Below are 25,586 nucleotides of genomic sequence, written 5' to 3' on the forward strand. Positions count from 1 at the left end.
TTCTGGAGACAATATTTCGTGTGGCCTTCCTGCGGACAATCTTTAATTTCCCCGAAGATCTCATAACCCTTAAGAGAGCTGGCCAGCAAGTATGGCGAAGTATTGGGTTATCCTGATCTGGAGGCGCCGGAGCGTAAGGCGGTTATGTACGTAAGCCAGAGCAGCGGGGGCTGGGTCAGTGTGCTTCACGAATATTTGGTATGGGGTACGGTGAAGAAGGTTGGCAGAATGTCATCCGGGCCGAGCGAATCTTCTGTGAGCCCTGGACCCGTGAGGAAGTTGAACAGCTCCGGGAAGAGCGTATAGCTGACGGTTATCTGCAGCAGGTGCTCGGGATGCAGGCATGGCTGACGGAAGCGGCAGAACAAGGCTGGCAGTGTCCAAATTTTGCACGAAACCGGAGGGAATAATGTATGTATATCGTGTCTGAGCCGGTAAGTCTGTCTGAGCGTCACAAGCACAGGCTTGAAGCGGAGAACGCGGTCAGCTTACGTTTAGCAAGTGAAACAGAGCCTGCGGACAATCCCGCAGGCTCTGTGTATTTCGGGGCGGACGGCGGGGATGCCGCCCTTCCCGCTGAAACGGTACCGTCCTGGAAAGGACGGTCAAGCCGTTTCTACTTGTTCTGTCCGCTCTCGGCATTCAGCCTGGCGATCAGCTTATCGCCTTCAACATCGAGATTCGGCAGCAGGCGGTCCAGCCATTTCGGCAGCCACCAGGCCTTGTCGCCGAAGACGGCCATGACAGCAGGAACGAGCGTCATGCGGATGATGAAGGCATCGATCAGGATGCCGAAGGCAAGTGCGAAGCCGATCTGCTTAATCATCGCATCAGGGGCGAAGATGAAGCCGAAGAAGACGGAAACCATGATTACGCCTGCGGCAAGTACAACGCGGCTGGCGAGATCGTAGCCGTGAACGACGCTGTCATTGCCGCGGCGGCCGTGGACATAAGCTTCACGCATGGAGCTGACCAGGAACACCTGATAATCCATGGCCAGACCGTACAGAATGCCGGTGACCAGAATCGGCATGAAGCTGAGCAGTGGTCCTCCTGTATCGAAGCCGAACAGGGAATGCAGCCATCCCCATTGATAGACAGCAGTGGTCACACCGAAGGTGGCAAGGATACTGAGAACAAAACCGATGGTTGCCTTAATCGGTACAATAATCGACCGGAAGACCAGCAGCAGGATGATCAGCGAGAGAATAACAATGATGCCGATGTAGACAGGGAAGGCATCAGACAGCTTGGAGGACATATCAATATTGATGGCGGTGAAGCCGGTCACGCCCAGGTTAATATTGTTGCCCGAGGTCAGGCTGGAAGACGGATCGCGCAGCTCCTGCACGAGATCTCTTGTTGCTGTATCGGTCGGACCTGTCTTCGGGATCAGGCTGATAATGGCGAGTTCACCGGTGGCATTTACCCCCAACGGAGACACCTGTGTTACGTTATCATGCATTTGCAGCTCCTGGGTCAGCTTGCCCAGCAGTTCCATTGAGATTTTGTCAGACGGGTTCTTCGGCTCCGCTACCAGCAGCAGCGGTCCATTGAAGCCTTCGCCGAACCCTTTGGAGATCACATCATAGCTCTGGCGTGCCGGAGTGTCCAGGTTCGCCGAGGCGCCGGACGGAATGCCCAGCTCCATCTTGGTTACCGGAATCGCTGCTGTTCCAAGCACCAGTATCACAAGAATAATGATGGCCCAGCGGTATTTCACGGTAGCATTGGCCCAGCGGTGAGAGAAGCTGTGCTTTGCTTTTTTGCCTGCTGCGGTATTCTTCGTGCGGGCTTTGGCGGTGACAATCCGCTCGCCGACCAGTCCCAGCAGCGCAGGCAGCAGAGTCAGCGCCAGCAGAACGTTGATCAGCACGCTGGCTGCGGCGACAAGGGCCATGGTCGACAAGAAGCCGATGCCGATAACGAGCATGCCGCATAGGGCAATAATGACGGTCAGACCGGCGAAGAATACGGCGCTGCCGGCAGTACCCAGTGCCCGGCTGGCGGATTCACCGGCGCTTAATTTCTCATCGAGAATCAGGCGACGCTGACGGTTGACAATAAACAGCGAGTAGTCGATACCTACGGCCAGGCCGATCATCACGGCAAGAACCGGTGTAATGTCATTCATCTGGATCAGGCTGCCGAGGGCAAACGCGCCTCCGACACTGATTCCGACACCGAGGAGGGCGGTAATCAGCGGCAAGCCGGCGGCAACGACCGAGCCCAGCGTCATGAACAGTACAACGGCCGCAACGACAACACCGACAGCTTCAGTGGAGCCGATGGCCGGCATACTCTTCAGCGAATCGCTCGGAATCGCAGTGATGCCGGAGCCAGACTGTTCGACTTCAGTCACGGTATCGATGATGTTATCCGGTACATCCGACGGCAGAGAGGTCTGCTGCACGGTGAACTGGAACTGGAACAGCGCAATATTCCCGTCCGCAGACAGCATCACGCCGGGAACAGGAGCGCCGTCTGCCATCAGCGGGCCGTAAGGAGCGGACTGTGCAGCGGCAGCTTGGCCCGCGGCGGCGGCAGCAGAAGGATCGGCAGCGGCGGAAGGATCAGCAGCGGCGGCTTGGCCGGCAGCAGCGGAAGGATCAGCAGCAGCGGCTTGAGCGGCGGCGGCAGCCTGTGCTGCCAGTTCCATAGGATTGATGACGTATTCCATATTGTAGACGTCATTGATAGCTTTCTGGAGCAGAGCTGCACGCTCCGGCGTATCCAAACGTTCTCCGTCTGGTGCGGTGAAGGCGACGCTCGCCTGGCCGCCGGCAGCAGCAGGGAGCTCCTGGGTGAGCTTATCCAGCACTTTTTGCGATTCGGTGCCTTCAATTTTCATTTCGGAGCTGGACTGGATGCCATTGACACCAAGCAGGGCTCCTATAACACCGAGCACGACGATCCACGCCGCGATGAAATACCAGGGCTTGGAATAGGCCGACTTTCCTAGGCGGTACAGAAATGTTGACATGTAATGGTTTCTCCTCTTTATCTGTGAATTTAATTAGAAGCCGTTGCGTAAGTAAGCAAACATGGAATTCAAATATTGATCAAACGGCATGGCACTGGAGGGCTCATCCTGTGTTTCGCCCGGCAGCATGACGTTGAGGCGTCCGTCCAGAATAGGGACGAATGCCCCGTAGACAGCACCGGCGAGAAGGTGGGTATATCCGTCATCGTAACGGCCCCGGGAGAACAGCTCCAGCACTTCCTCGGCTGCGATCTGCAGGCGGCGGAATACGCTCAGGATGTAAGGCTCCAGTGAAGGGTACTGATTCGCCAGGGATACGAACTGCCGCAGCTTATGCAGAAACTCGGAGGTGAACTGCAGCTTGAGCAGATTGTACATGGCTTCCAGAGGTGTAGCATCCTGAGGCAGAATGTCGAACAGCTGGTTGTCATGCTCATGGGCAGCGCTGCTGATGAAATAGGCCGCCACTGCCTCCTCTTTACAGGAGAAGTAATTCGCAAAGGTCCGCCGGGAATAACCAGCTTTATGGACAATGTCATCAACGATGAAGCCGTCCATGCCTTGCTCAACCGCAAGCTCGAAGGCGGCAATAGCTAAAGCGTAGGCGGTGGCTTCTTTTTTTTTGTCCCGCAGTGTCAGTTTGGGATTCAAGTTCTATGCTTCCTCCTTATCTTTCCCGCTGAAACGGTGCTGCCCCTATGGAAGGCAGCCATGCCATTTCCACTTGGCTATTGATATCATCTATAGTCTATATTATTGCCCAAAGAGAAAGATTGCACAATGAGCAATTAGTGTCTGAATAGTGAATATTTAAAATTTTACAAAAAAATCGCTTTCCCTCACCTGGTTAGTTACTACTGAGGGAGCAGAAATGCTGCATTTCGTACAACAATTTCAGTTGATGGATGAGATATTGCGGGAGCCTCGCCGACCCATATAACCAAAAGGCTTCAGTCCCCGGGGAGACTGAAGCCTTTTCAAAGTTTAGGATTGGCGCTGTACCGCTCTTAATCGATAGGTGCAGCTGGCGTAATCCCCGCGCAGGTCGGAGACCACAAGACCTATTTGCATCAGACGGTCGCCGCCGAGCGGTGTGCCGTCGAAGGCGGTCTGGAATGGAGCGGAGCTGTCGCCTTCTGCAGGTGCAGAGGCTTCTGCGCCGCCGTGGACATGCGCGATACTGCCTTTTGCACCCGTCTCAATGACATAATCCAGCTCCGGATGGAGTCCTTTGAGCGTAAGGCGGGAGATCGGTGCGTTAGGTATGGCAAGCACCCGGAAATAGGCTACGAAAGCTTCTGTCTTATCTTCACTGACGAACATCCAGGCGGTATCACCGCTGCCCTCAAACGGACTCAGCAGACGGTACATATCACCCTGCTGCACTAGCGTGCGGATCTCCTTGTACTGGGCAATCTGCCGGGCAGCCAGATCCTTCTCGGCTTCCGTGAACTTGGTAAGATCCATCTCATAGCCGAAGTTGCCGCTCATCGCTACATCCCCGCGGGTGGCAAGGGAAGTGATGCGGTCCACCTGATGGTTCGGTACCGCTGACACGTGAGCTCCCATGCTGCTGGCCGGATAGACCATACTTGTACCATATTGAATAGCCAGGCGTTCAATCGCATCGGTGTTGTCACTGGTCCAGGTCTGCGGCATATAGAACAGGATTCCCGGATCGAACCGGCCGCCGCCGCCGGAGCAGCTCTCGAACAGAATGTGAGGGAAGCGGGAGGTCAGGCGCTCCAGCAAATGATACAGACCGAGCATATAGCGGTGCGCGGTTTCTTTTTGCCGCTCAGGGCTGGCTTTGGCGGAGGCGATCTCCGTCATGTTGCGGTTCATATCCCATTTGACATAGGTGATGGGTGCGCTGGAAAAGACTGCGCTGAGTGTCTCATACAGATAATCGCATACTTCCGGGCGGGAGAGATCCAGGATCAGCTGGTTGCGGCCTTCCGTGCGGCGGCGTCCTGCGGCATGCAGGCACCAGTCCGGATGCTTCCGGTACAGATCGCTGTCCGGTGAGACCATCTCCGGTTCGACCCACAGTCCGAACTGAAGGCCTTCGCTGTTAACACGGCTGGCGAGATCGGCCAGACCTTCAGGCAGCTTGCGGCGGTCCTCGAACCAGTCGCCGAGCGAGCTGTTGTCCCGGTCACGTGTGCCGAACCAGCCGTCGTCGAGTACGAACAGTTCAATCCCGAGCGGGCCTGCTTCTTTGGCGATCGCCGCGATTTTGTCAGCGTCGAAATCGAAATAGGTCGCTTCCCAGTTATTGACGAGAATCGGACGGGCTTGGTCGCGGTGAACGCCGCGGCACAGCCGGGTCCGGTACAGACGGTGATAGGTGCGTGACATGCCGCCGAGTCCTTCACTGGAATAGACGAGCACAGCCTCCGGGGTCTGGAACGATTGGCCCGGTTCCAGCAGCCAGGAGAAGTCGAACGGGTTAATCCCGATGCTTACCCGGGTTTGTCCGAACTGTTCAACCTCTGCAGTTGCGGCGAAGCTGCCGCTGTAGACCAGATTGAAGCCGAACACATCACCCTGATCTTCATCCGCACCCGGTCGGAGCAGGGCGAGAAACGGGTTGGTCTGGTGACTGCTTGAGCCGCGGCGGCTCTCCAGCGACAAGGCTGCGCCCGGGGTAAGCGGACGGCGCTGAACATGGCGTTCTCTCGCCCATGCACCGCTCAGGTGCAGGGTATCGTAGGAGGAATCGGCGAAATCAACGGATGCGCTAAGCGCCTGTTCCAGCCGTAGCGGTGCCTCACCGTTATGCTCAAAGCGGACAGAACGGGTAATCGCGCTATGGTCAGCGAAGACGGTATACATCAGCTTAACGCTCAGACCCGCGTAATCATCCTTCAGTGTAAGCTCCAGAGACTGTGCTTCTGCTTCATTCTCGACATAGACGGCAGGCAGTCCTTCGAGTACAGGCTTGCCCGGTGTAATGGCATAGCCGGCATATTGGAGTTCAGAGATCCGCGTGCCGTCAGCCAGCTGAACCTGATAGGCAGGGCGGCGGAAGTCGCTTGTTCCATACTGCGGATATTCCTGGGGCAGAGCATCCAGAGAAAGGGTGGGCTTCTGCAGCAGCGGGGTTGGGGAGAAGGATGCGCGCTCGCGCAGCTCTAGCGCCCCGGTCAGGCTGTTGTCATGGCGGAGCTGTGGACCCCAGTATACATGGGCGGGATAGCCTTCCACCAGTTGGATAATATAGCTGGTATCTTTGGATTGAAGGTGGAACAATCCCAGTGTTTCGTCTGCATAAATGTTCATATTCATATACTCTCCTTGTGAAGTGAGATACGGTCCGGATGTCTGAACCGTCAGAACCTTCTGTACTGGTGATATGCATTACATGATTTCTGTGTGTACCGGGCTACTGTTACTCTGGTGTCCCGCCGCTGGTCTCCCTGACGATCAGCTTCGTGCCGATAATCGTATGCGATGGCACTTCGCGTCCTTCGAACCGCTCGGCGAGCAGCTGGACAGCCGCTTTGCCCATCTGTTCGGGATAGGCGCGCACCGTTGTCAGCGGGGGCTGGACGTAGGCGGCCATCTCGATATCATCGAAGCCGACAATGGCCATCTCTGCAGGCACCTGCACGCCGTGGTCGTGCAGGGCGCGGAGGGCGCCGACCGCCAGCGGGTCACTGGCCGCGAAGCAGGCGGTTGGCCGCTTGCCACCTGCCAGCAGCTCGTCCATCATCCGGTAACCGTCAGCACTGCTCCAGCTGCCCTTGCGGACCAGTTCCGGATCGTAGCAGCCCTGGCTCTGCATCATACGGCTGAAGTGATGCGCCCGGCGCTCGCCTTCACTGCCGCCGCCGATGAAGGCAATATCCCGGTGGCCAAGGTCCAGCAGATGAGTAAGCGCCTGACCGACAGCCTGACGGAAATGCGTCTGCACGGAGTCGTACTCCAGGTGTTCCTCGTACTGGTCGACCAGTACGGTCGTGCTTTTGTCGGCATGCAGCCTCTCGAATTCCTTGGGGTCGAAGCCGCCTACGACGATAAGTCCATCATCGGCCCGGAGCGGGGGCAGGAGGTTACGTCCGCGCAGCGTCTGGCCGAGCACAATCCCCAGCTCCTCACAGCGCAGCTCAACCCCGCGGCGGATTGAGCCGTAATACGGATCTTCCCGTTCTTCTTCCGCCGAGCACCAGAGCAGAAGCGTAATAGCTTTGCTGCTCAGCTCAGTCTCCCGCTTCAGCTGCCTTAACCGTGAGGGCTTGTAGCCAAGCTGCTCTGCGACTGCAAACACACGGCTCCGCGTGTCGTCACTGACAGCCAGGGACAGGTCATTATTTAGCACTCTCGATACGGTTGCGGCTGATACACCCGCCTCACGGGCGATGTCTTTAATCGTTGCCAAGCTGCTTCACGCCTTTTTAGTTAATATATTTACTAAAACTTCGCTTTTATCCTACCACTACTTTCATGTTCTTTCAAGTGGATTTTTGAGGCGCTTACATTAGGAGGGCGTCGATGAGAGCTCCTCCTGCCTCAACTGTGCAATGGCCTTAGTTTGTGCCTTAACCGGGTAAAAGTTTCGTTAACTATAAAATAAGAGATTGCCCCAAGGCGCCATTACATGGCTTTTGGGCAATCTCTTTCAGGAGCAGGCTCGTTATGAGACATGATGGACATGAGCCCTCATGAAGCAGTTTTATGTTATGTCACGCTACACAGCAGATTCCTGGCGGATTGGAGAGCCGTTATTTGCATGAATATCGCCATTCGGCAGGCATACGGACTCAGATCGCTTCATGTACTTCAACTCCGTCATCCGCCTAACCAAGTTCAGCTCAATGACTCCGCACATCCTCCGTACCTGATTCAATCTGCTGCATGTAATCCCGGGGGGAGAGACCGGTGACCTTCTTGAATACCTTGCTGAAGTAAAAGGCGCTCTCGTAGCCGAGCTTCTGCGAGATCTCGTAGATCCGGCCTTCCCCGCGGACCATCATTTCCTTGGCGGTGGTGATTTTGATCTCTGTGATATACTCTACATAGTTTACCTTGGCGACCTTGGAGAACAGATGGCTCAGATAGTTAGGACTGAAATTGAACACATCCGCCACCTGATTGAGCGACAGCTTACTGCCAAGATTTCTTTTGATATATTCCTGGACATTCTTCACGACCTGCTCCTTGTAGCTCTGTCTGCGGGTGGAGAGGATACCTTCGCATCCGTCCCGGAACTGGATCAGCCAGCCGGCGATTTCTTCTATAGTATGCATCTGATAAATGGCCCGGTAGCCCTCCGGCTCATTCTCAAATATCTGCTCCACAATGTTCTCCCCGTCCGCAAGCAGGGAAGTGGCCATATACAGGATATTGCAGGCGGCATCGGTGGCGGGAACCAGCAGGTCGGACCGGCCGTCGAAGATTTCGATCATTCTGGAGATAATGGTGTACAAGGCCCGGGTATCCATCTCTTCAAAAGCACGGCGGATCTCCGAACGTGATTCGGAGAAATCGAACATCAGATGCTCCTGCAGAAGTGTCTCGCCCTCTGTGAAGAAGACGAAGGAGCGCTCTTTAACCGCGGCCGGAAGTGCCTTCCGGGCGGCAAGATAACTCTCCCGCAGCAGATAAGGATCTTCGACGGCAAAGCCGATGGCACCGATGATCGTCACATTGAAGTAGTTGTGCAGCACAGAGGCCATGTCTCCAAGCAGCTTCTGGATGTCAGGCATCCAGAGCTGTGGATCGGTGCCCGGGAGAGGCAGTGCTACGGCGAAATTGCGTAGATCCAGACTGGTTACATAACACGGGCTGACGGAAGAGAGTGTATCCTTAGCCATTTGTACGGTACTGGAGCATAAGGCAACCAGCTTATCGCCGCGCGGTGGAACCGTATCTGGACCCAGAATGCGGCAGGTGCAGACGAGATAGGCGGCCCCTGGCAAATCCAGGTCCAGATCCTCTTTCTGCAGGAGATACTGGTTCTTGTTCTCGAACAGGTTGTTGAACAGGCGGATGAAGAATTTATCGCGCTGGCCCTGGATATTCCCGCGGTGGACCAGCTTCGGGTAGCTCTCCATCGTCTGGTAAGTCTCAAGCATGCCGATCGCTCTGCGGATGGATTCGGACAGCGCCTCCGGGGTCAGCTCCAGCTTAACCAGATAATCCGTGGCCTGCACTTCAATCGCTCCGCGGGCGTATTGAAATTCTTCATAGCTGGTCAGCATTATGAAGAGCGGCAGCCGGCCATACTTTTTGCGTACCGAGCCGGCAACCTCGAGACCGCTTTTAATCGGCATTTTGATATCGCTGATGACGATGTCAGGGCGGAGTGTATCGATCATCTCCTCTTCCTGGGCGCCGTTGTGGGCAATGCCTACAATCTCAATATTGTACTGGTCCCACTTCAGCATGGACTGCAGGCCGATACAGACCAGGGCCTCGTCATCTGCGATTAATAATTTGATCAAGCTCATCACATCCTTGCTCAGTCTGCTGAAATATAAGAGTTTATATGGTTCATACGTATGATAGCAGTTGGATTTTCTCCACTTGCTGAGGAGCGAGGGAGCCTTGCAATTACAGCAGTTGGATAAAAAGCACTTAAATGATCTCATTTCTTTCAAAGTAGCTGAAACCTCAAGTCGTAGATGTCATTTTTCCACTTAATTGCCCCTAATCCTGCGAAACCGAACAATTAAGATACATTTTTCCACTTGCTTGAGGGAACCGCTGGTTTCTAGCTCTTCAGCCAGCCGCCAGCTCTTCAGTCAGCAGTCAGCTCCAGCCGCCAGCCCCCGAATCTACAGCAGCTCCCCAGCTTCACAGCCAGGGCGGTTCTGCTTAAGCATAGCGGCACTTTTATATACAGTTACTGTTACTGGGCAACGTCGGGCGGATGAGGTATAGTCCTAAAAGGGACGGTAACGCAGTCTGTACTTAGCTACTCTCTCTGCAGGAAGGGCAGGAGCAGCTTCATGATGGTATATTGTCCAAGCTCACTCTCAATAGATAGGCCGTAATTCCCGCCAAAAGCCAGCTGCAAACGTTCATTCACGCTGCGCAGTCCGACATTCTCCAGCATTCCCTTGGATTCGTCCTCAGGAACGGATAGAATTGTGGAGATTTGCTCTTCTTTCATGCCGACACCATTGTCTTCGATCGTGACCAGGATATCGGCGAATCCGCTTTTGGAGACCGTGATGATAATATCGCCACGGCCCTTGGGCTCAATGCCATGGAAGATCGCATTCTCTACCAGCGGCTGAAGCGTGAAGCGGGGAATCAGGCCGGTGAGCAGCTCTTCATTCTCAATGTCTTTGACCATGGTGACCGTGCTGCCATAGCGGTATTTCTGGATCAGGAAATAGTCATCGAGCAGGCTCAGCTCATCCTTCAGCGGCATCAGCCGCCGGTTATCCTTGGCGATGCTGCGGAGCAGTCTGGACAGTGAAGTCGTCATCTCTGCAATGCCTGTAGCATTCTGGATCGTGGCCATCCATTTGATTGAATTCAGTGTGTTGTAGAGAAAATGCGGATTGATCTGGCTCTGCAGCATCCGGTATTCCAGCTCCTGCTTCTGCTTCTCGTCCGCGAGCCGGCTGTCCATGAGGGCCACGATATCCTGAGACAGGCGGTTAATGCCGCGTCCGACGTCGCCGAGCTCGCTTTTCCACTCAATATTGCGGTCAATCAGGAAATTACCCTGGGCAATCTTATCGATGCGCTTCTTGAGCTTCTCTACTGGAAGACTGATCGTACGGGTCAAATACAGCGTAATGATAGCGCTTAAGACAATAACCAGAAGGACAACGCCAAGCATCACCAGAATCCATATGTTTGCCTTGGGCGCGAACTGGTCGTTCGATAAAGTCTGTGACAGAATGACTCCGCTGCGTACGGGATAAGATACCACAATATGTCTTTCTTCATCATCCGTAAGCTTGACCATGGACAGCTCGGTTTGCGGGCCGACAGGTTTGTCATTGGTATAGGCTACCGGTACATAAGGTTCTGTAATGGCTGTGACCTGATCGCCGGTAAGCTGATAATGATGATTGCCGAGCGTGAGCAGCAGCCGGGAATTCTTCGGCAGGGAGTATCCCTTCAGCTTGTCGGTGATAACAGAGGTATTGGCTAACATATATACCGTTCCAACCCGTATAGCTCCTTTGCCGTAAATCGGAAACACAAACGGGATTCCATTCGTGTTGGAGAGCGGGTCCTTGATCACCTGATCCCATTGCTCCTCGGCATCTGCATTAAGACCGGCGATATGACCGATATTGTGTATGGTAAGCGGAACGGAGGTGCCGGTGTTATCCACCTGCAGAAACTTTCCGTTGTTATCCGTAACAATCAGGCGGCGGGCATAGCTGTTCGAGCGGTTATTCAGGAATTCCTGTTGCATCGAGTTGAAGACGTTAATGGCTTCCTTGGAGCTGGGGTTCTTGGACGCGAAATAATTCGTGATCAGGGTATTGGTGGACGAGTTGGTGCTGCAGGTCATTGCCAGGCCAGACAGGTTAATCAAATCCTGTTCAATAATATGGGAAACCAGCTGCAGATTGAACTCGGTCGCCTGAATGGTTGTTTTACGCTGATAATACGTAATCAATTCATAACTGAAAAAAGACAGCAGCGACGCAATCAGCAGTGCGAATACGGCCATGAGCAGAATGATGCGGCTTTTAATAGTAGATTTTCTTACCGTTGAGAACACTCCTTTGTAAATGTTGAAAACATATTAAGCGTTTTCATCTACCTTATCATATTCCTGCCGTTCAATACAGACCAAGGAGAAGAAGCTAAGAATTTTACATGTTTCGGATAGGATATTACAGGTTTAGGCCGGACGAGGGGAAGAAGAGCACAGAAAAGTGAATGTTCTGTGTTTGATATTGCATCCCAATCCCGTCTGAAAAGGCTTACACTTTGAACTAAGGCCGGTTGAGCCGGTCGCGGATTGACCATAAGAAGGAAAAGGGGATATTTAAATGAACTTAAAAAGATTCTATGGCATGACCCTTAGCGCAGCGCTCTCCGTGAGCATGCTGGCCGGATGTTCCGGGAACAACGCCAATAATGAAGCTGCTGCAACTACCGCACCTGCGGCGGGTAACGCTGCAAACGCTTCCGCTGAACCAAGTCAGGAGCCTGTGACTTTGAAATGGGCGCTGTGGGACTGGGAAGCAACCGCTTACTACAAGCCGCTGATCGATGCTTATAAAGCTGCACATCCGAATGTAACGATTGAATATGTAGATCTTGGCTCCACGGACTATATGACCATGCTCAGCACACAGCTCTCCGGCGGTGCAGACCTGGACGTTCTTACCATTAAAGATATTCCCGGTTATTCGAACCTGGTGAAGCAGAATCATCTGGAGCCGCTTAAGAGCTACATGAGCACAAATTCCATTGATCCTTCCTTGTATGGCGGTACTGTGGAGCAGATTGAAGTGGGCGGCGAGGTGTATGCGCTTCCTTTCCGCAGTGACTTCTGGGTGGTTTATTACAACAAAGCTTTGTTCGACAAAGCAGGCGTGGAATACCCGAGTAATGATATGACCTTCGACCAATATGATGAGCTCGCCCGCAAAATGACCTCCGGCAGCGGTTCCGAAAAAGTATACGGTGCCCACTACCACACTTGGCGGAGCGCGGTTCAACTGTTCGGTATTCTTGACGGCAAGAATACGGTGGTCGGCGGCAACTATGACTTCCTGAAGCCTACCTATGAACGGATTCTGAAAGAGCAGGAAGACGGTATCGTGATGGATTACGCTACATTGAAGACTTCCAGCACGCATTATTCCGGCGTATTCTACAACAACTCCGTTGCCATGATGAACATGGGCAGCTGGTTCATTGCTACCCAGATCGAGAAAGTGAAGAGCGGCGAATCCCAATCAACAGAATGGGGCATTGTGAAATACCCTCACCCTGACGGTGTGGAAGCCGGTACAACTCTGGGTACGATTACTTCCCTGGCTGTAAACCAGAAATCCAAGCACAAAGAAGCCGCACTGGAGTTCATGAACTTCGTAACTGGTGAAGAAGGCGCGAAGGTTATTGCTTCTACCGGAACCATTCCGGCCATCAAGAACGATGAAGTTATCAATTCCATTACTTCCATCGACGGTTTCCCTGCAGACGAGAACAGTAAGGCTGCACTAAATACTGTTCAGACTTATCTGGAAATGCCTATACATGAAAAGAGTGCAGACATCGAGGTTATCCTGAATGAAGCACACGATAACATCATGACGAAGAACGCTTCGATTGATGAAGGCCTGAAGGATATGAACAAACGTGTAGGAGAGCTCTTGAACAATTAACCGTTCTGAGTAGGGCGGTCGCTAGTAAGGGCGGGCGAAGGCCCGCCCTCTATATGACAAAGGACAGCTTTGGGGTTCCCGCAAAGTACCTGAACAGGCATCACAGTAATTCATACTTTGCGGGGATGTTATATAAGGTTTGGAGGAGAAACAATGCAGAACGAAACCATATTGCATACAAATAAGAGCCCAAAAAGACGTATGTCAAGAGGGGTTAAAGATAACCTGATTGCCTACAGCTTCATTGCGCCGAACTTTATCGGATTTGCCCTGTTTACACTGGTACCCATGATATTTGCCTTTGTCCTTGCGTTTGTGAAATGGGACGGGGCCAATCCGATGAAGTTCATCGGGCTGGACAATTTCACCCGGCTGCTCAAAGATTCAACCTTCCACAAAGCCTTGTGGAACACCATTGTCTACACCATCGGAGTCGTACCGCTGACCATGATTGTGGCGCTGGCGCTGGCCATTCTGCTGAACCAGAAGATTATGGGCCGTAATTTCATGAGAACCGTGTTCTTCTTCCCTTATGTAGCCTCCCTGGTAGCCGTTGCGGCGGTATGGAACTTCATCTTCAGCCCTACCATGGGTCCGATCAACAACATTCTGCATACCCTTACCGGTATCCCGCTGGAGGATCTTCCCCGCTGGGCGGCGGATAAGCAGTGGGCCATGTTTACCGTAGTTCTTTTCACAGTGTGGAAAAATATGGGTTATTATATGGTCATCTATCTGGCAGGACTCCAGGGAATTAACCCTGAGCTCTACGAGGCTGCTGAGCTGGACGGCGCAGGCCCGTGGAGAAGATTCCGCAATGTCACCGTGCCACAGCTGGCACCTACAACCTTCTTTGTTCTGATGATTCTGGTCATTAACTCGTTCAAGGTCTACGATATCTTTATCAACCTATTTGCCGGCGCCGATAACCAGCTCAACGACTCTACGAGGGTTATGGTCTATCAAATCTACAATACGGCATTCCGTTCACTTGATTACGGATATGCCAGTGCCATGGCGATTGTACTCTTTCTGCTGGTACTTGGCATCACCATCGTCCAGTTCCGCGGCGAGAAGAAATACGGACAATAGGAGGATTCAAAAGATATGGTTGGAAAAAGTAAAGGACTCAGAATCAGCCTCATGGTTCTTGTGTATATGTTGTTGTTTGCGACCGTGCTGGCGATGCTGGTTCCGTATATATGGATGCTGTCCTCATCGCTCAAGCTGAACAAGGATGTCTTCTCCTTCCCGATGCAGTGGATTCCGGCGAACCCCCGCTGGGAGAATTTCACGGATATCTGGACGCGGATTCCGCTCGGACGGTTTATTTTTAACACTGCGAAATTATCGATTATCGTAACGATTCTGCAATTGCTGACTTCAAGCTTTGCGGCCTATGCGTTCTCGAAGCTGCATTTCCGGGGCAAGAACTTTATCTTCCTGGGGTATATCGCAACGATTGCGATCCCTTGGCAGGCTTACATGGTGCCGCAGTTTATCCTGATGCGTTACATGGGACTGAACAATACCCACCTGGCTATCATTCTGCTGCAGGCGTTCTCGGCATTCGGTGTGTTCATGATGCGCCAGTTCTATCAGGGAGTACCTGATGAATTATGTGAAGCAGCCCGGATCGACGGACTCAGTGAATACGGCATCTGGGCAAGAATCATGCTGCCGCTGTCCAAGCCGGCATTGTCTACACTCACAATCTTCACCTTCGTCGCCACCTGGAATGACTTCCTGGGGCCGATGATTTATCTGACAGATACGAAGCTCAAGACCATTCAGATCGGTCTGCGGATGTTCATCTCGCAGTATTCTGCGGAGTACGGTCTGATCATGGCAGCAAGTGTGGTTTCCATTATTCCGGTAGTGATTGTATTCCTGGCCCTGCAGAAGTACTTCGTGCAAGGTGTTGCAGCATCGGGGATTAAAGGCTAGAACAAGTAACGCGCCTGGCAGTTGCATCTTTTCGTGGCTGCCGGGTTTTTTATAACCACTATGGAGGTAAGGCAAAGGTCTGTCCAAGTAAATATTCTTCTAACAAGGCAATGTATACGATTATTTGTTGAATAAGAGGAGGATGAATGAATGAACAGCACAACCCGTGTCAAGAAAAGGCTATTCTCTGTGTTGATGTCAGGGGCACTTGTAGCCGGAATGTTTCCGGCACTAGGTATGCCGGCCGTATCTGCGGCCACTGTAAATACGGTCTATGCAGCGGCCTATATGGGGGCAAAGACAACGGCAGGTACGACTCTGCCTGCAAGCGTCGATGTTGGCGGCCAGAGTGCACTTGTGAACTGGAGCATTGGCGAAGATACCTTTGATGTGCCGTATGACACCGTAACCGTGAACGGAACCGCGAACGGCGGGCCGGTGGTGGCGAATGTGGAAGTAATTCCGCCGGCCGATAGTCCGCTCGTCTACTTCGTGGACAGCGGCAGAGGCGGCGATTCCTTAGGGAATCCTCCTGGAGACTCGCCCCTGTACGAGGCGGTCAAAACCTTGTCCGGCAGCAGCCTGCTTAACGGGTTACCGGATCAGAAATACGTCAGCGGAACGACAGACTGGGGCTTCGATGATACCGGCAATAAGGTAAAGAACTCTAAGGACGGAGGACTAGCCGATCCGGCCACCGAACCGTCCATATGGAAGGTAGGCCTGCGGGCAGATCCGTCCGGCGCTAATATCGTTTATAAATTGAAAGCGCTTAATGCGGGCACGTATACACTCAGCAGCGGTTTCTATGAATGGTACTCCGGCACGCGCAACCGCGGGATAGAGCCACGCCTGGAGTATAAGAATACCGCCGGGGACAGCAAGACGATCACGTTCACGCAATTGGACACCTATACGACCAAGTTTATTTCCGGTGAATTCACCATTCCCGGAGATGTTGATGTCAGCAGTCCTATGACCTTGACCTATGCTTCAGTATCCGGGGAGAAGCCGATCCTGAGCTGGTTCGCTGTTGCCGAAGGTGCGATCAAGCAAGAGCTTGAGGATGCCCGGCAGACCGCAGCCTCTACGGTCAAAGTTCTGCTCGACGGCAACGATATTAAGGAAGACAATGTTAACGGCCTGACGTTCAAAGGCTTCGGCGTGCTGAGCGGCAACAGTACCAGCGCCCTGCTGATGGACTATAAATCTGAGCAGCCAGAGGCTTATGCGCAGCTGCTGCAGGTTCTGTTCGGCGGCGACCGTCCGCTGATCGACCATGTCAAGATTGAGATGGGGAATGACCGCAACAACTCGACAGGTCCCGACCCTTCGACGATGCGTACGGAGAATGATGAAGCCAATGTTACCCGGCATCCCGGCTTCCAGCTTGCGGCTGATGCCAAGGCCATCAATCCTGCGGTTAAGGTAAGCTTCCTGCGCTGGAACGCTCCGGCCTGGGCGAATAACAACGACAAAATATATACCTGGTACAAAAATACGATTCTGTCCGCTTACCGTGAATACGGGTATATGGTCGATTACGTCAATCCTGATGTCAATGAGCATGCATCAGATTTGAACTGGATCAAGCAATACAGCGCCAAGGTTAAAGCGGATACTGTAGGCTTCGAGAGCACTGAGGAGGAGGCGCTGTATCACGACATCAAGCTGATTATTTCCGACGAGGTCGGAATCGGCACCTTCGGCGATGCTATGGTGAGCGATCTTTCGCTGCGGGAGGCGGTAACGGCCGCAGGCTATCATTACAACACCGATGATGACAGCAAAGGCAACTTCAAACGGCTGGCCGAAGAATTCGACAAGGAAATCTGGAACAGTGAGGCGCAGGCGACCTTCAGCAACTCGGCCTTCCGCCCGAACAACAATATGAAGGACCCGTCAGCGGCCGGAACGGGCATCGGCGGCACCGGCGGTCCGCTGGAGATGGGCAATACCATCATTAAGGGCTTCGTGAATTCCCGCCGGACACACTTCATCTACCAGCCGGCGATCGGCTCTTTCTATGAAGGCGGACAGTATTCCTTCAAGGAGCTGGTCAGCGCGCGGGATCCGTGGTCGGGCTTCATACACTATGACGCAGGGCTGGTTATTCTCCAGCATTTCAACGGGTTTGCCAAGACGGGCTGGGAGAATGGGGATAATACAGCAGGAATCTGGAGAGCGGTTCCCAAGGCCAGCAATACCGGTGCATCCGGCACGAACCCTGTCAGCGGACGGAACGGGACTCCGAGCTACATGACACTTGCTGCTCCGGGCAAGCAGGATTTCTCGACAGTCATCATCAATGACAGCGAGTATGAGAAGATCTACAAGCTTCAGGCGGTGAACATGGGCTATACAGGAAACCCTTCCCTGGAAGTATGGGAGACCCGTGCGGCTGATGAGGGTCAGGCTTTTAACAGCAATTATATGAAATATCTAGGCGATGCGGCGGCAGACGGCAGCGGTGTATACACGGTGAGAGTGAAGCCGTTCTCGATTGTAACTGTAAGCACATTGGATAATCACGCTACAGCAGAGTCGCCGGCACCGCTTCCGGTTGAGGGAGAACGTACGGTGCTGGATACCGATGCAACAGGTTCCGTACAGAATACGGAAGACGGAATTCTGTATGCGGATGACTTCAATTACGGCAGCAAAAGCGTTCCCGTCATCGGCAAAGACGGAGGGATTGCCGGCGAGCAGAGTTATGTCAGCTCCCGCGGCGGTGAGCAGAGCGTCATTCCGCGTTATACCCAGGACCTTAACGGAGCCTTCGAGGGGTATCGTATCGGCGATACGGATAATTATGTCCTGCGCCAGCAGCTGGATCAGATTACAACAGGAGTTGGCGGTGCCTGGAACGGCGGAGACCCGGTCACAGTGATCGGTGATAACCGCTGGACCAACTATAAGGTCAGTGCCGATGTGTCTTTTGAGCAGAACAGTACTTATAGCGGCAACAATTACGCAGCAGTCGGAGCCCGCTATCAGGGCGGGTCACAGACGCTAAGCGGAACGCCATATGCGCTGAAGTTCTGGTTCGATGGCGGCTGGCAGCTGCTGTCCAGCGGTACTGTTGTCGCCAGCGGCAATGCTTCCACTGGCACCGGCGGTGTGAGGCTTGAGGGTTACGATACCGCACACGACGCATGGCATAACATTGCTCTTCAGGTTGCAGGTGATAGAATCACTGCCTATCTGGATCATGTTGAGCTTACAACTTATACCGACCCGAATCCGAAGCTGTCCGGACGCGTGCAGCTCGCGAGCGGCTTCTATCATGTCTGCTTCGATAATCTAAAGGTGGAGAAGGTAGACGGCTATACTCCTTATTATTCAGAGCTGCTGGATAATCTGGAGATGCACGATCTGGCTGCGGTTCCGCAATCCAAGCTGGTGTACGAGGGGGCATGGGCCCATGAGAATGGCAAAGGGATGTATGTGTACCAGCGTTCCCTTTCGACCAGTCAGGCTGCTGGTGCGGTGCTAAAGTATACTTTTACCGGCACCGGATTGGATATTCTCGGGCCTAATGACGGCTCCGCCAAGCTGGAGGCGAGTGTGGACGGCCGGACTGTAGTGCTCTCGGGCGCTGCTGCGGCATCGAAGGAGCTGTATCAGACCTTCATGCTGCGCGGGCTGGAATACGGAGAGCACACGGTCCAGATCAAGGTGCTGAGCGGGACACTGGCAGTGGATTCCGTGGGAACTATCTCCGGCGGAGCTGCAGGAAACGTGAATACTGCTGCGCTTCAGCAGGCGGTGAAGGACGCGCAGGAAATTACCCGGCAGGATGAATTTCCGGAGAGTGACTGGAAGTTGTTCGCAGATGCGCTAGGTGCAGTTGAGGCAGCATTGAATAATCCTGTGCTGTACAGATTGGATCAGGAAGGAGCAACGCACCTTGAAGCGCGCTTGACCTCGGCCTATATCGGACTGGTTGTAGGCGATGTGAGGGAGCTTGCCGCTCCTCAGGATACGGCCACTTATGCCAGGAAGAAGCCTAACCTGCCGGCCATGCTGGAAGCAACGCGCGCTGACGGCTCCAAGGTGCAGGTGGCTGTGAAATGGAATGTAGACGCAGTCAGCTTCGATACTCCATATGAGCGGGTAGCTGTAACCGGTACTTTCGGAAATTTGAAGACAACAGCGTATGTGGAAGTGGTACCTGCTGGCCTCGTATATTTCCTGGACCCTGGTGTCTCCGCTGACGGGGTAACACCGCCATATACAACCATCAAGAATTTCTTCGGCGACAGCCTGCTGAATGACAAGGCGGATCAATTGTCGACAGGGGATGCGGTCTGGGGACATACCAACAGTACGGCTAACTACAGTCCAAAGGGACTTGGCGGAGCAGTAGTTGCTACAGACAAAGCACAGACTGGAGTATACAGCTTGAATACGAAGAATACGCCTCTGGTCTACAAGCTGCCTCTGAATGCAGGCAAATATACGATTTCGTCCTATCATCTGGACTGGTGGAACAACAGCAGCCGGACGATGGATGTTACTCTTAGCTATTCTGATGCTGAGGGGAAAGCCGTATCTGAGAAGGTTCGTACCGGCCTGGTTGCAGGTTCTGCGGGTACAGCGGTCAATCATGACTTCACGCTGCCGGTGAGCGGTACCGTGACCTATGCAGTGTACAATACGTTCAGTCAGGCTGCAGTAATCAGCTATGTAGCTGTAGCCAGAGATAAGGTCAGCGTTGCCAATGAGCAGGCTGTCCATGAGGCGAAGAGCATCATTGAAGGTGCGGCCTACAATGTGAAGAAGGAGACAGCGAATAGTGAGGAGGCTGTCCAGACCTGGCTGCAGCAAACCATAAACACACTGCCCGGCTTCAGTGCTACCGGAGTTGCCATGGGTGACATCATTTTGTCGCCATTCCAGGAAGCAACGAAGGATACGGATGGCAGCTTCACCTTCTCTGTTACGCTGAGCAAGGGAGAGGCGAAGGCGGATAGCTCGGCCAGCGGAGCAATTACGCTGCCGGTACCGGATACGGTTCTGCCGGTAATTACCCTGAGTGGCGAGGCGACCGTTAATCTGCCGGTTGGTTCGGAATATACGGATGCCGGAGCCACGGCTGTTGATGATCAGGACGGCGATATAACGGGCCGTATCGTTACAACAGTGACCAGTGAAGTATACGGCCTGACAGAGCTGGATACGGCGGTAGAGGATATTTATACCTTCCATTATAACGTCAGCGATACCGCAGGGAATGCAGCGGAGGAAGTAACAAGAACCGTAGTGGTTGCCATTGATCCGGATGTAACGAAGCCGGTGATAACCCTGCTTGGGGAAGCATCCGTTCAACTGGAGAATGGCGCAAGCTATACCGATGCCGGAGCTACTGCGGCAGATGACCGTGACGGCGACATTACGGAGCGCATCGTGGAGACGATTACGAAGGATGGGGAGTCAGTATTGACGCTGGATACATCGGCTGCAGGCACCTATTTGTACCATTATAATGTGACGGATACAGCGGGCAACGCCGCTGCTGAGGTGACCCGGACGGTGACTGTAGGCGAAGCAGAACAGCCGCCGGTGACACCAACACCTACGCCGACGCCGGAACCGGAGCCGACAACAGCACCAACGGCAACACCGGCCCCTACAGATGCGCCAGTGTCTACGGTAGCACCAACACCAGCGGCTACGCCATCACCGGCTCCGCAGCCGCAGACCGAGAAGGTTCTTGCCCCTGGTGATTTCGCGGCCCCGGCTGGCGGGACAATAACGGTTCAGCTCACGGATGCTACAGAATCCGTGCTGCTTCCGGCAGGATTATCGGGAATTACAGGAGAGAATACCCTGCGTCTCGCCTGGAGTACGGTTGCGGTCGACCTGACACCGGAAGTGCTGAAGAGCATTCAGCAGAAGGTTGCGGGTGCCGGAGGACAACCGGAGGGGGCGAGAATTAAGCTTTCAGCCGTGAAGACTGCGAAGGCTGCTGCGGAGCAGCTGATGAAGAATCCGGCTGTCAACGGTTCCGTTCAGCTATCGGCGGCAAGTGATGTAATCAGCTTCAGCCTGGAGGTACTTGCTGCGGACGGCACGGCCATGCCGGTAACCGCTTTTGACAAGCCGCTTACCCTTACATTCACTGTAGATCCTAATGCGAACCGCAGCTTGCTCGGTGTCTACTATATTGCTGCCAGCGGTGCCCTTGAATACATGGGCGGAACATTGACAGATGGTAAATTCACCGCCGAAATCAATCATTTCAGCCAGTATGCAGTGCTGGAGTATGACAAGACATTCTCGGATGTCAGCAGCACCAGCTGGGCCAGCGGTGTCATTAAGTCTATGGCTGCGAAGCATATTCTCGAAGGCATTTCGGCTACAGAATTCAATCCGCAAAGTGAAGTAACCAGGGCGCAATTCGCCGCTATAATTACACGGGCACTTGGCCTTAAGGCGGGAAGTACACCGTCATTTGCTGATGTGGATTCCAAGTCCTGGTATGCCGGAGCTGTTGCGGCTGTAAATGAAGCGGGGATCGTGCTCGGACGCAGCAAGGATGCCTTCGCTCCGAATGAGCGTATTACCCGGGAGGAAATGGCGGTCATGATCGTCCGCGCTTATGAGTACTTACAGGGAAGCCGGGTAAGCCAGGCAAGTGATACAGCTGCAGGCGCGTTCAGTGATTACTCCCAGATTCATAGCTGGGCGAAGAACGCAGCCGGCATCGCCCTACAGGCCGGGCTGATCAAGGGCCGCGGCAATCAGCAATTCGCGCCGCAGGGGAGCATGACCCGCGCCGAGAGTGCCCAAGTCATCGCTAATTTAATGGGGCAGCTGTAACACCAGCGAGGCGGTTCATGCCCCACACCATATCGTTCAAACAGAGCAGCGGATCTCCAGTTAATGGAGATCCGCTGCTCTACGTTTATCTAAAAAAGCTGAGAATACCCCACCCTCGATAGGGTGGGGATGAATCAGTAGTTTTCGATTTCAATACGAACATATGTGCTATAATATGGATGAGATCACTAAAAGGAGGTGTTGCACATGCTCGTGTCTGCGCAGGAGGTTTCTTCGAAACACCTGGTTCATCAAGCCTATAAATATCGGATCTACCCCAATACAGAGCAACAGCAACTCATTCGTCGAATGTTTGGCTGCTGCCGTTTTGTGTTCAATTACTTCTTGGGAGCTTGGAATCAAAGCTATGCGGAAACGGGAAAAGGCTTGTCTTATCACGCTTGTGCAACACAACTCCCCGGTTTAAAAGCACAATACGACTGGCTGAAAGAAGTCGATAGCATCGCTTTGCAGTCGGCTGCTCGTCATGTGGCGGATAGCTTTGATCGTTTTTTCAAGAAGCAAAATCAAGCGCCACGCTTCAAGAGCCGAAAGCATCCGATTCAAAGTTACACGACCAAATTCACCAACGGGAATATCGCCATGGAGGGCAGTCGCTTGAAGCTCCCCAAACTCGGCTGGATACGTTTTGCAAACTCCCGGAAGCTGGAAGGCCGGATATTGTCCGCTACCGTTCGTAAAAACGCCAGCGGGAAATTTTTCGTCTCGCTCGTTTGCGAAGTTCAAAAGAACCCTCTGCCCCAAGTGGATACACCTATTGGCATCGACTTAGGCTTGAAAGAATATGCAGTATGCTCAAACGGCGAACATATCGCCAATCCTCGCTTTTACCGTCAATACGAGAACAAGCTGGCGCTTTGGCAGCGGCGGATGGCTCGGCGTACTCCGGGCGGCTCCAACTGGAAGAAAGCAAGGCAGCATATCGCTCGTATTCACGAACGCATTGCCAATAAACGAAATGACTTCCTCCACAAGCTGACCACGAGACTGATTCGTGAAAACCAAACGATTAGTATCGAACATCTGCGTGTGGCGAATATGATTCAGAACCCCAAGTTTTCAAAATCCATTGCTGATGCGTCTTGGGGCGAGTGGGTGCGACAGCTGACGTATAAAGCGAAATGGTATGGACGAAATCTTCGGATCGCCGACACGTTTGAGCCGACCAGTCAGCGTTGCCATGTGTGTGGCACGATCCACCCCGAGGTGAAGAACCTGTCCATTCGGGAATGGACGTGTACGGCCTGCGGGACGATCCATGACCGTGACGAAAACGCCGCTCACAATATTGAACAAGTAGCGGTTTAACCCCCACCTAACCAAACGATAGAATTCAAGATTTCACTAGCGTCAAAAATGTAAAACTGCGGGAACGCAGGGATCGCTTGCTCCATAAGAAGAGGGTACTCTTCTGTTCGCAAGAATCCGCCACTTCAAGCGTTAGCTAAGTGGGGGAGAATTCAAAGTCGTTGCCTTAGATAATGATGATAGTCGTTTGTTGGATTATATCTGTCTTTTGTTGTTTAAATATGTTGCTACATCAGGAATTGTGCGGAGTCCATTGGCTGTGGACGGCAGGCGGTTGGCTTTGCGTGGAAATCAAACGGGTAAATCCCTCAGAGTCCGCCAAAAGCAGGCCCTTTGGTCTGTTCGCAGAGTGCCTCTAACCTAAATCCTGCATCAAAAAAAACAAGAGCTGCCCCAAGCCATCTCATGGCTAAGGGGCAGCTCTTGCTGCACAATGGGTTGCCGGAACCGCTAGGTATTCTGCCACGGGTTACCCCTTGACCGCTCCTGCGGTAAGGCCGCTTACAATATACTTCTGGCAGAATACGTACAGGATGAGTACGGGCAGCGAGGTCAGCACCAGATCCGCAAAGATCAGATTCCAATCCCGGCTATACTTGCCGTAGAAATTGTATACTGACAGAGGCATGGTCCAGTCCGAGCTGTCGGTCAGGAAGTAGAGCGGAATGGTAATATCGTTCCAGACGGACATGAAGACCATAATTGCTACGGTCGCGTTGACCGGAACGATCAGCGGGGTGACGATTCGGAAGAACACATCGAACGTATTCGCACCCTCCAGGAAAGCCACCTCATCCAGAGCTTTGGGAATGGAGCGGATAAATCCGCTGTAGAGAAACACGCTGAACGCGGTGTTGAGCGAAGCATAGATCAGGATTACGCTGGTGATGCTGCCATAGAAGCCCATCCACTGGACCACACGGATTGTGGTGATGGTGGACATCGGGGCAATCAGGCCCATGAAGAAGAACATGTACAGAAAATTAGACCACTTGGTCTCCCTGCGGACCAGAATGAAGGAGGCCGCCGACGAGGTGAAAATATTCAGAATCGAAGACACGCCGGTAATCAGCAGCCCGTTCAGGAACGCGCGCCCCAGACCGCCCTCACGGAAGACCGTGGAATAGTTGGAGAATACCCATTTGTCCGGGAGACGAAGGGAGAACTTCAGCACCTCCGTGCTGGTCATGAAGCTGCCAAAAATCATGATCAGCAGCGGCAGGATAATCAGCAGGGAGGCAAGGATCAGGAAGCCCTCTACCAGATAGTTGCGCCAGGCCATTTTGCGTGAAAAGCTCATTATTCCGATACCTCCTTACGCCGCATGAAGATGAGCAGTGGAATCGCGATGATGGTTACAGCGGCGAACAGCAGGGTGTTGACTGCCGTGCCAAGTCCCCAGCTGCCTTCCCCGAACGAGCGCAGGATGATGGTACCGACCACCTGGGAGGCATTGCCCGGTCCCCCGCCGGTCAGCACGAATACCTCGGAGAACACCTTGAGTCCGCCGATCAGGGTGAGCATCAGATTAATGTTGATCGCAGGAAGCAGAAGCGGAATCGTGATGCTGCGGAAGCTCCGCCATGATCCGGCCCCGTCAATCGTAGCGGCTTCATAATATTCTTTGGATATGGACTGGAGTCCGGCCAGGTAGATCGCCATCTGGAAGCCGGTATGCTGCCAGATGGACACAAAGGCAACGGTCCAGATGACAATGGCCGGGTTGGTCAGCCAGGCCTGGCTCAGCGAAGGCAGACCCACAGCCTCGAAGATACGGTTAATCGTACCGTCAGAGCGCAGCATAGGCGTAAAGACAATGCTGATGACCAGAACGCTTAAGATCGACGGGGAGTAGAAAATAGCCCGCAGCAGATTTTTGGATTTCAGCTTCATATTTAAGCCGACCGCCAGCGCGATCCCGAGCAGGTTTTTGCCGATGACGGTGACTACTGCGAAGATCGCTGTATTCTTGATGGCCAGCAGCAGGGTTCTGTCGGTGAAAATACGTTCAAAGTTGTCCCAGCCGACAAACTTGATCGCTTCCCGGTCCAGGCGCCAATCCGTGAAGGAATAGAAGAGACCCGTTAGCGCCGGGAGCACGAAAAAAATGGAATAGATCAGCAGCGCAGGCCAGATGAGGTAATACGAGTATAGTTTCTTTGATATTTTCATCTCTTCACACT

General features: G+C 53.4%; 14 protein-coding genes. 6 read left to right on the forward strand and 8 right to left on the reverse strand.

All coding sequences use genetic code 11. The features are described 5' to 3' along the window. Positions 1-200 precede the first annotated feature (200 nt). Positions 201-410 (forward strand): hypothetical protein, encoded by a 210-nt coding sequence (locus MKZ24_RS14720; RefSeq protein ID WP_042238181.1) that lies wholly within the window; start codon positions 201-203, stop codon positions 408-410. A gap of 206 nt (positions 411-616) precedes the next feature. On the opposite strand, the gene MKZ24_RS14725 is transcribed toward MKZ24_RS14720, so the two are convergent. From MKZ24_RS14725 to MKZ24_RS14750, 6 genes are all read right to left on the reverse strand, one after another. After that, entirely contained in the window at positions 617-2,983 is a 2,367-nt protein-coding gene (locus MKZ24_RS14725; protein ID WP_340784088.1) for an MMPL family transporter, read from the reverse strand. A gap of 33 nt (positions 2,984-3,016) precedes the next feature. Then, positions 3,017-3,634: a TetR/AcrR family transcriptional regulator gene (locus MKZ24_RS14730; RefSeq protein ID WP_042238177.1), complete on the reverse strand. Its 618-nt coding sequence runs from the start codon at positions 3,632-3,634 to the stop codon at positions 3,017-3,019. A 333-nt stretch (positions 3,635-3,967) separates the two neighbouring features. Continuing rightward, a complete protein-coding gene (locus MKZ24_RS14735) occupies positions 3,968-6,268 on the reverse strand; it encodes an alpha-galactosidase (protein WP_042238175.1) in 2,301 nt (766 codons plus the stop codon). A gap of 109 nt (positions 6,269-6,377) precedes the next feature. Next, complete coding sequence (locus tag MKZ24_RS14740; protein WP_042238172.1) at positions 6,378-7,367, reverse strand: LacI family DNA-binding transcriptional regulator; 990 nt, start codon at positions 7,365-7,367, stop codon at positions 6,378-6,380. 433 nt (positions 7,368-7,800) lie between these two features. Beyond that, positions 7,801-9,432, reverse strand: coding sequence for a helix-turn-helix domain-containing protein (locus MKZ24_RS14745; RefSeq protein ID WP_042238169.1), 1,632 nt, complete (start codon positions 9,430-9,432; stop codon positions 7,801-7,803). A 473-nt stretch (positions 9,433-9,905) separates the two neighbouring features. Further along, positions 9,906-11,633, reverse strand: coding sequence for a sensor histidine kinase (locus MKZ24_RS14750; RefSeq protein WP_340784094.1), 1,728 nt, complete (start codon positions 11,631-11,633; stop codon positions 9,906-9,908). A gap of 325 nt (positions 11,634-11,958) precedes the next feature. Between MKZ24_RS14750 and MKZ24_RS14755 the strand changes: the two genes are divergently transcribed. The 5 genes from MKZ24_RS14755 (at position 11,959) to tnpB (ending at position 23,403) form a co-directional block, all read left to right on the forward strand. Beyond that, positions 11,959-13,302 (forward strand): ABC transporter substrate-binding protein, encoded by a 1,344-nt coding sequence (locus MKZ24_RS14755; protein ID WP_042238165.1) that lies wholly within the window; start codon positions 11,959-11,961, stop codon positions 13,300-13,302. Positions 13,303-13,503: 201 nt separating this feature from the next. Beyond that, the gene (locus tag MKZ24_RS14760) at positions 13,504-14,394 is read left to right on the forward strand and encodes a carbohydrate ABC transporter permease (RefSeq protein WP_231637695.1); all 891 of its coding nucleotides are present in this window, start codon (positions 13,504-13,506) and stop codon (positions 14,392-14,394) included. Positions 14,395-14,409: 15 nt separating this feature from the next. Continuing rightward, positions 14,410-15,249, forward strand: a complete 840-nt coding sequence (locus tag MKZ24_RS14765; RefSeq protein ID WP_340784098.1) for a carbohydrate ABC transporter permease — start codon at positions 14,410-14,412, stop codon at positions 15,247-15,249. A 150-nt stretch (positions 15,250-15,399) separates the two neighbouring features. Beyond that, positions 15,400-22,074 carry an S-layer homology domain-containing protein gene (locus MKZ24_RS14770; protein ID WP_340784101.1) on the forward strand — a complete coding sequence of 2,225 codons (6,675 nt, stop codon included), beginning with the start codon at positions 15,400-15,402 and terminating at the stop codon, positions 22,072-22,074. A 207-nt stretch (positions 22,075-22,281) separates the two neighbouring features. Then, on the forward strand, positions 22,282-23,403 hold the full coding sequence (gene tnpB, locus MKZ24_RS14775) for an IS200/IS605 family element RNA-guided endonuclease TnpB (RefSeq protein WP_340784104.1): 1,122 nt from the start codon (positions 22,282-22,284) through the stop codon (positions 23,401-23,403). Between the two features lie 469 nt (positions 23,404-23,872). Here the strand turns inward: tnpB and MKZ24_RS14780 are convergent, their stop codons facing one another. Next, entirely contained in the window at positions 23,873-24,703 is an 831-nt protein-coding gene (locus tag MKZ24_RS14780; protein WP_042238158.1) for a carbohydrate ABC transporter permease, read from the reverse strand. Then, on the reverse strand, positions 24,703-25,575 hold the full coding sequence (locus tag MKZ24_RS14785) for a carbohydrate ABC transporter permease (protein WP_340784107.1): 873 nt from the start codon (positions 25,573-25,575) through the stop codon (positions 24,703-24,705). The genes MKZ24_RS14780 and MKZ24_RS14785 overlap by 1 nt, the downstream gene beginning before the upstream one ends. Positions 25,576-25,586 lie beyond the last annotated feature (11 nt).

This window comes from Paenibacillus sp. FSL R7-0297 (genome assembly GCF_038009025.1).
Classification (GTDB): Bacteria; Bacillota; Bacilli; order Paenibacillales; family Paenibacillaceae; genus Paenibacillus_AQ.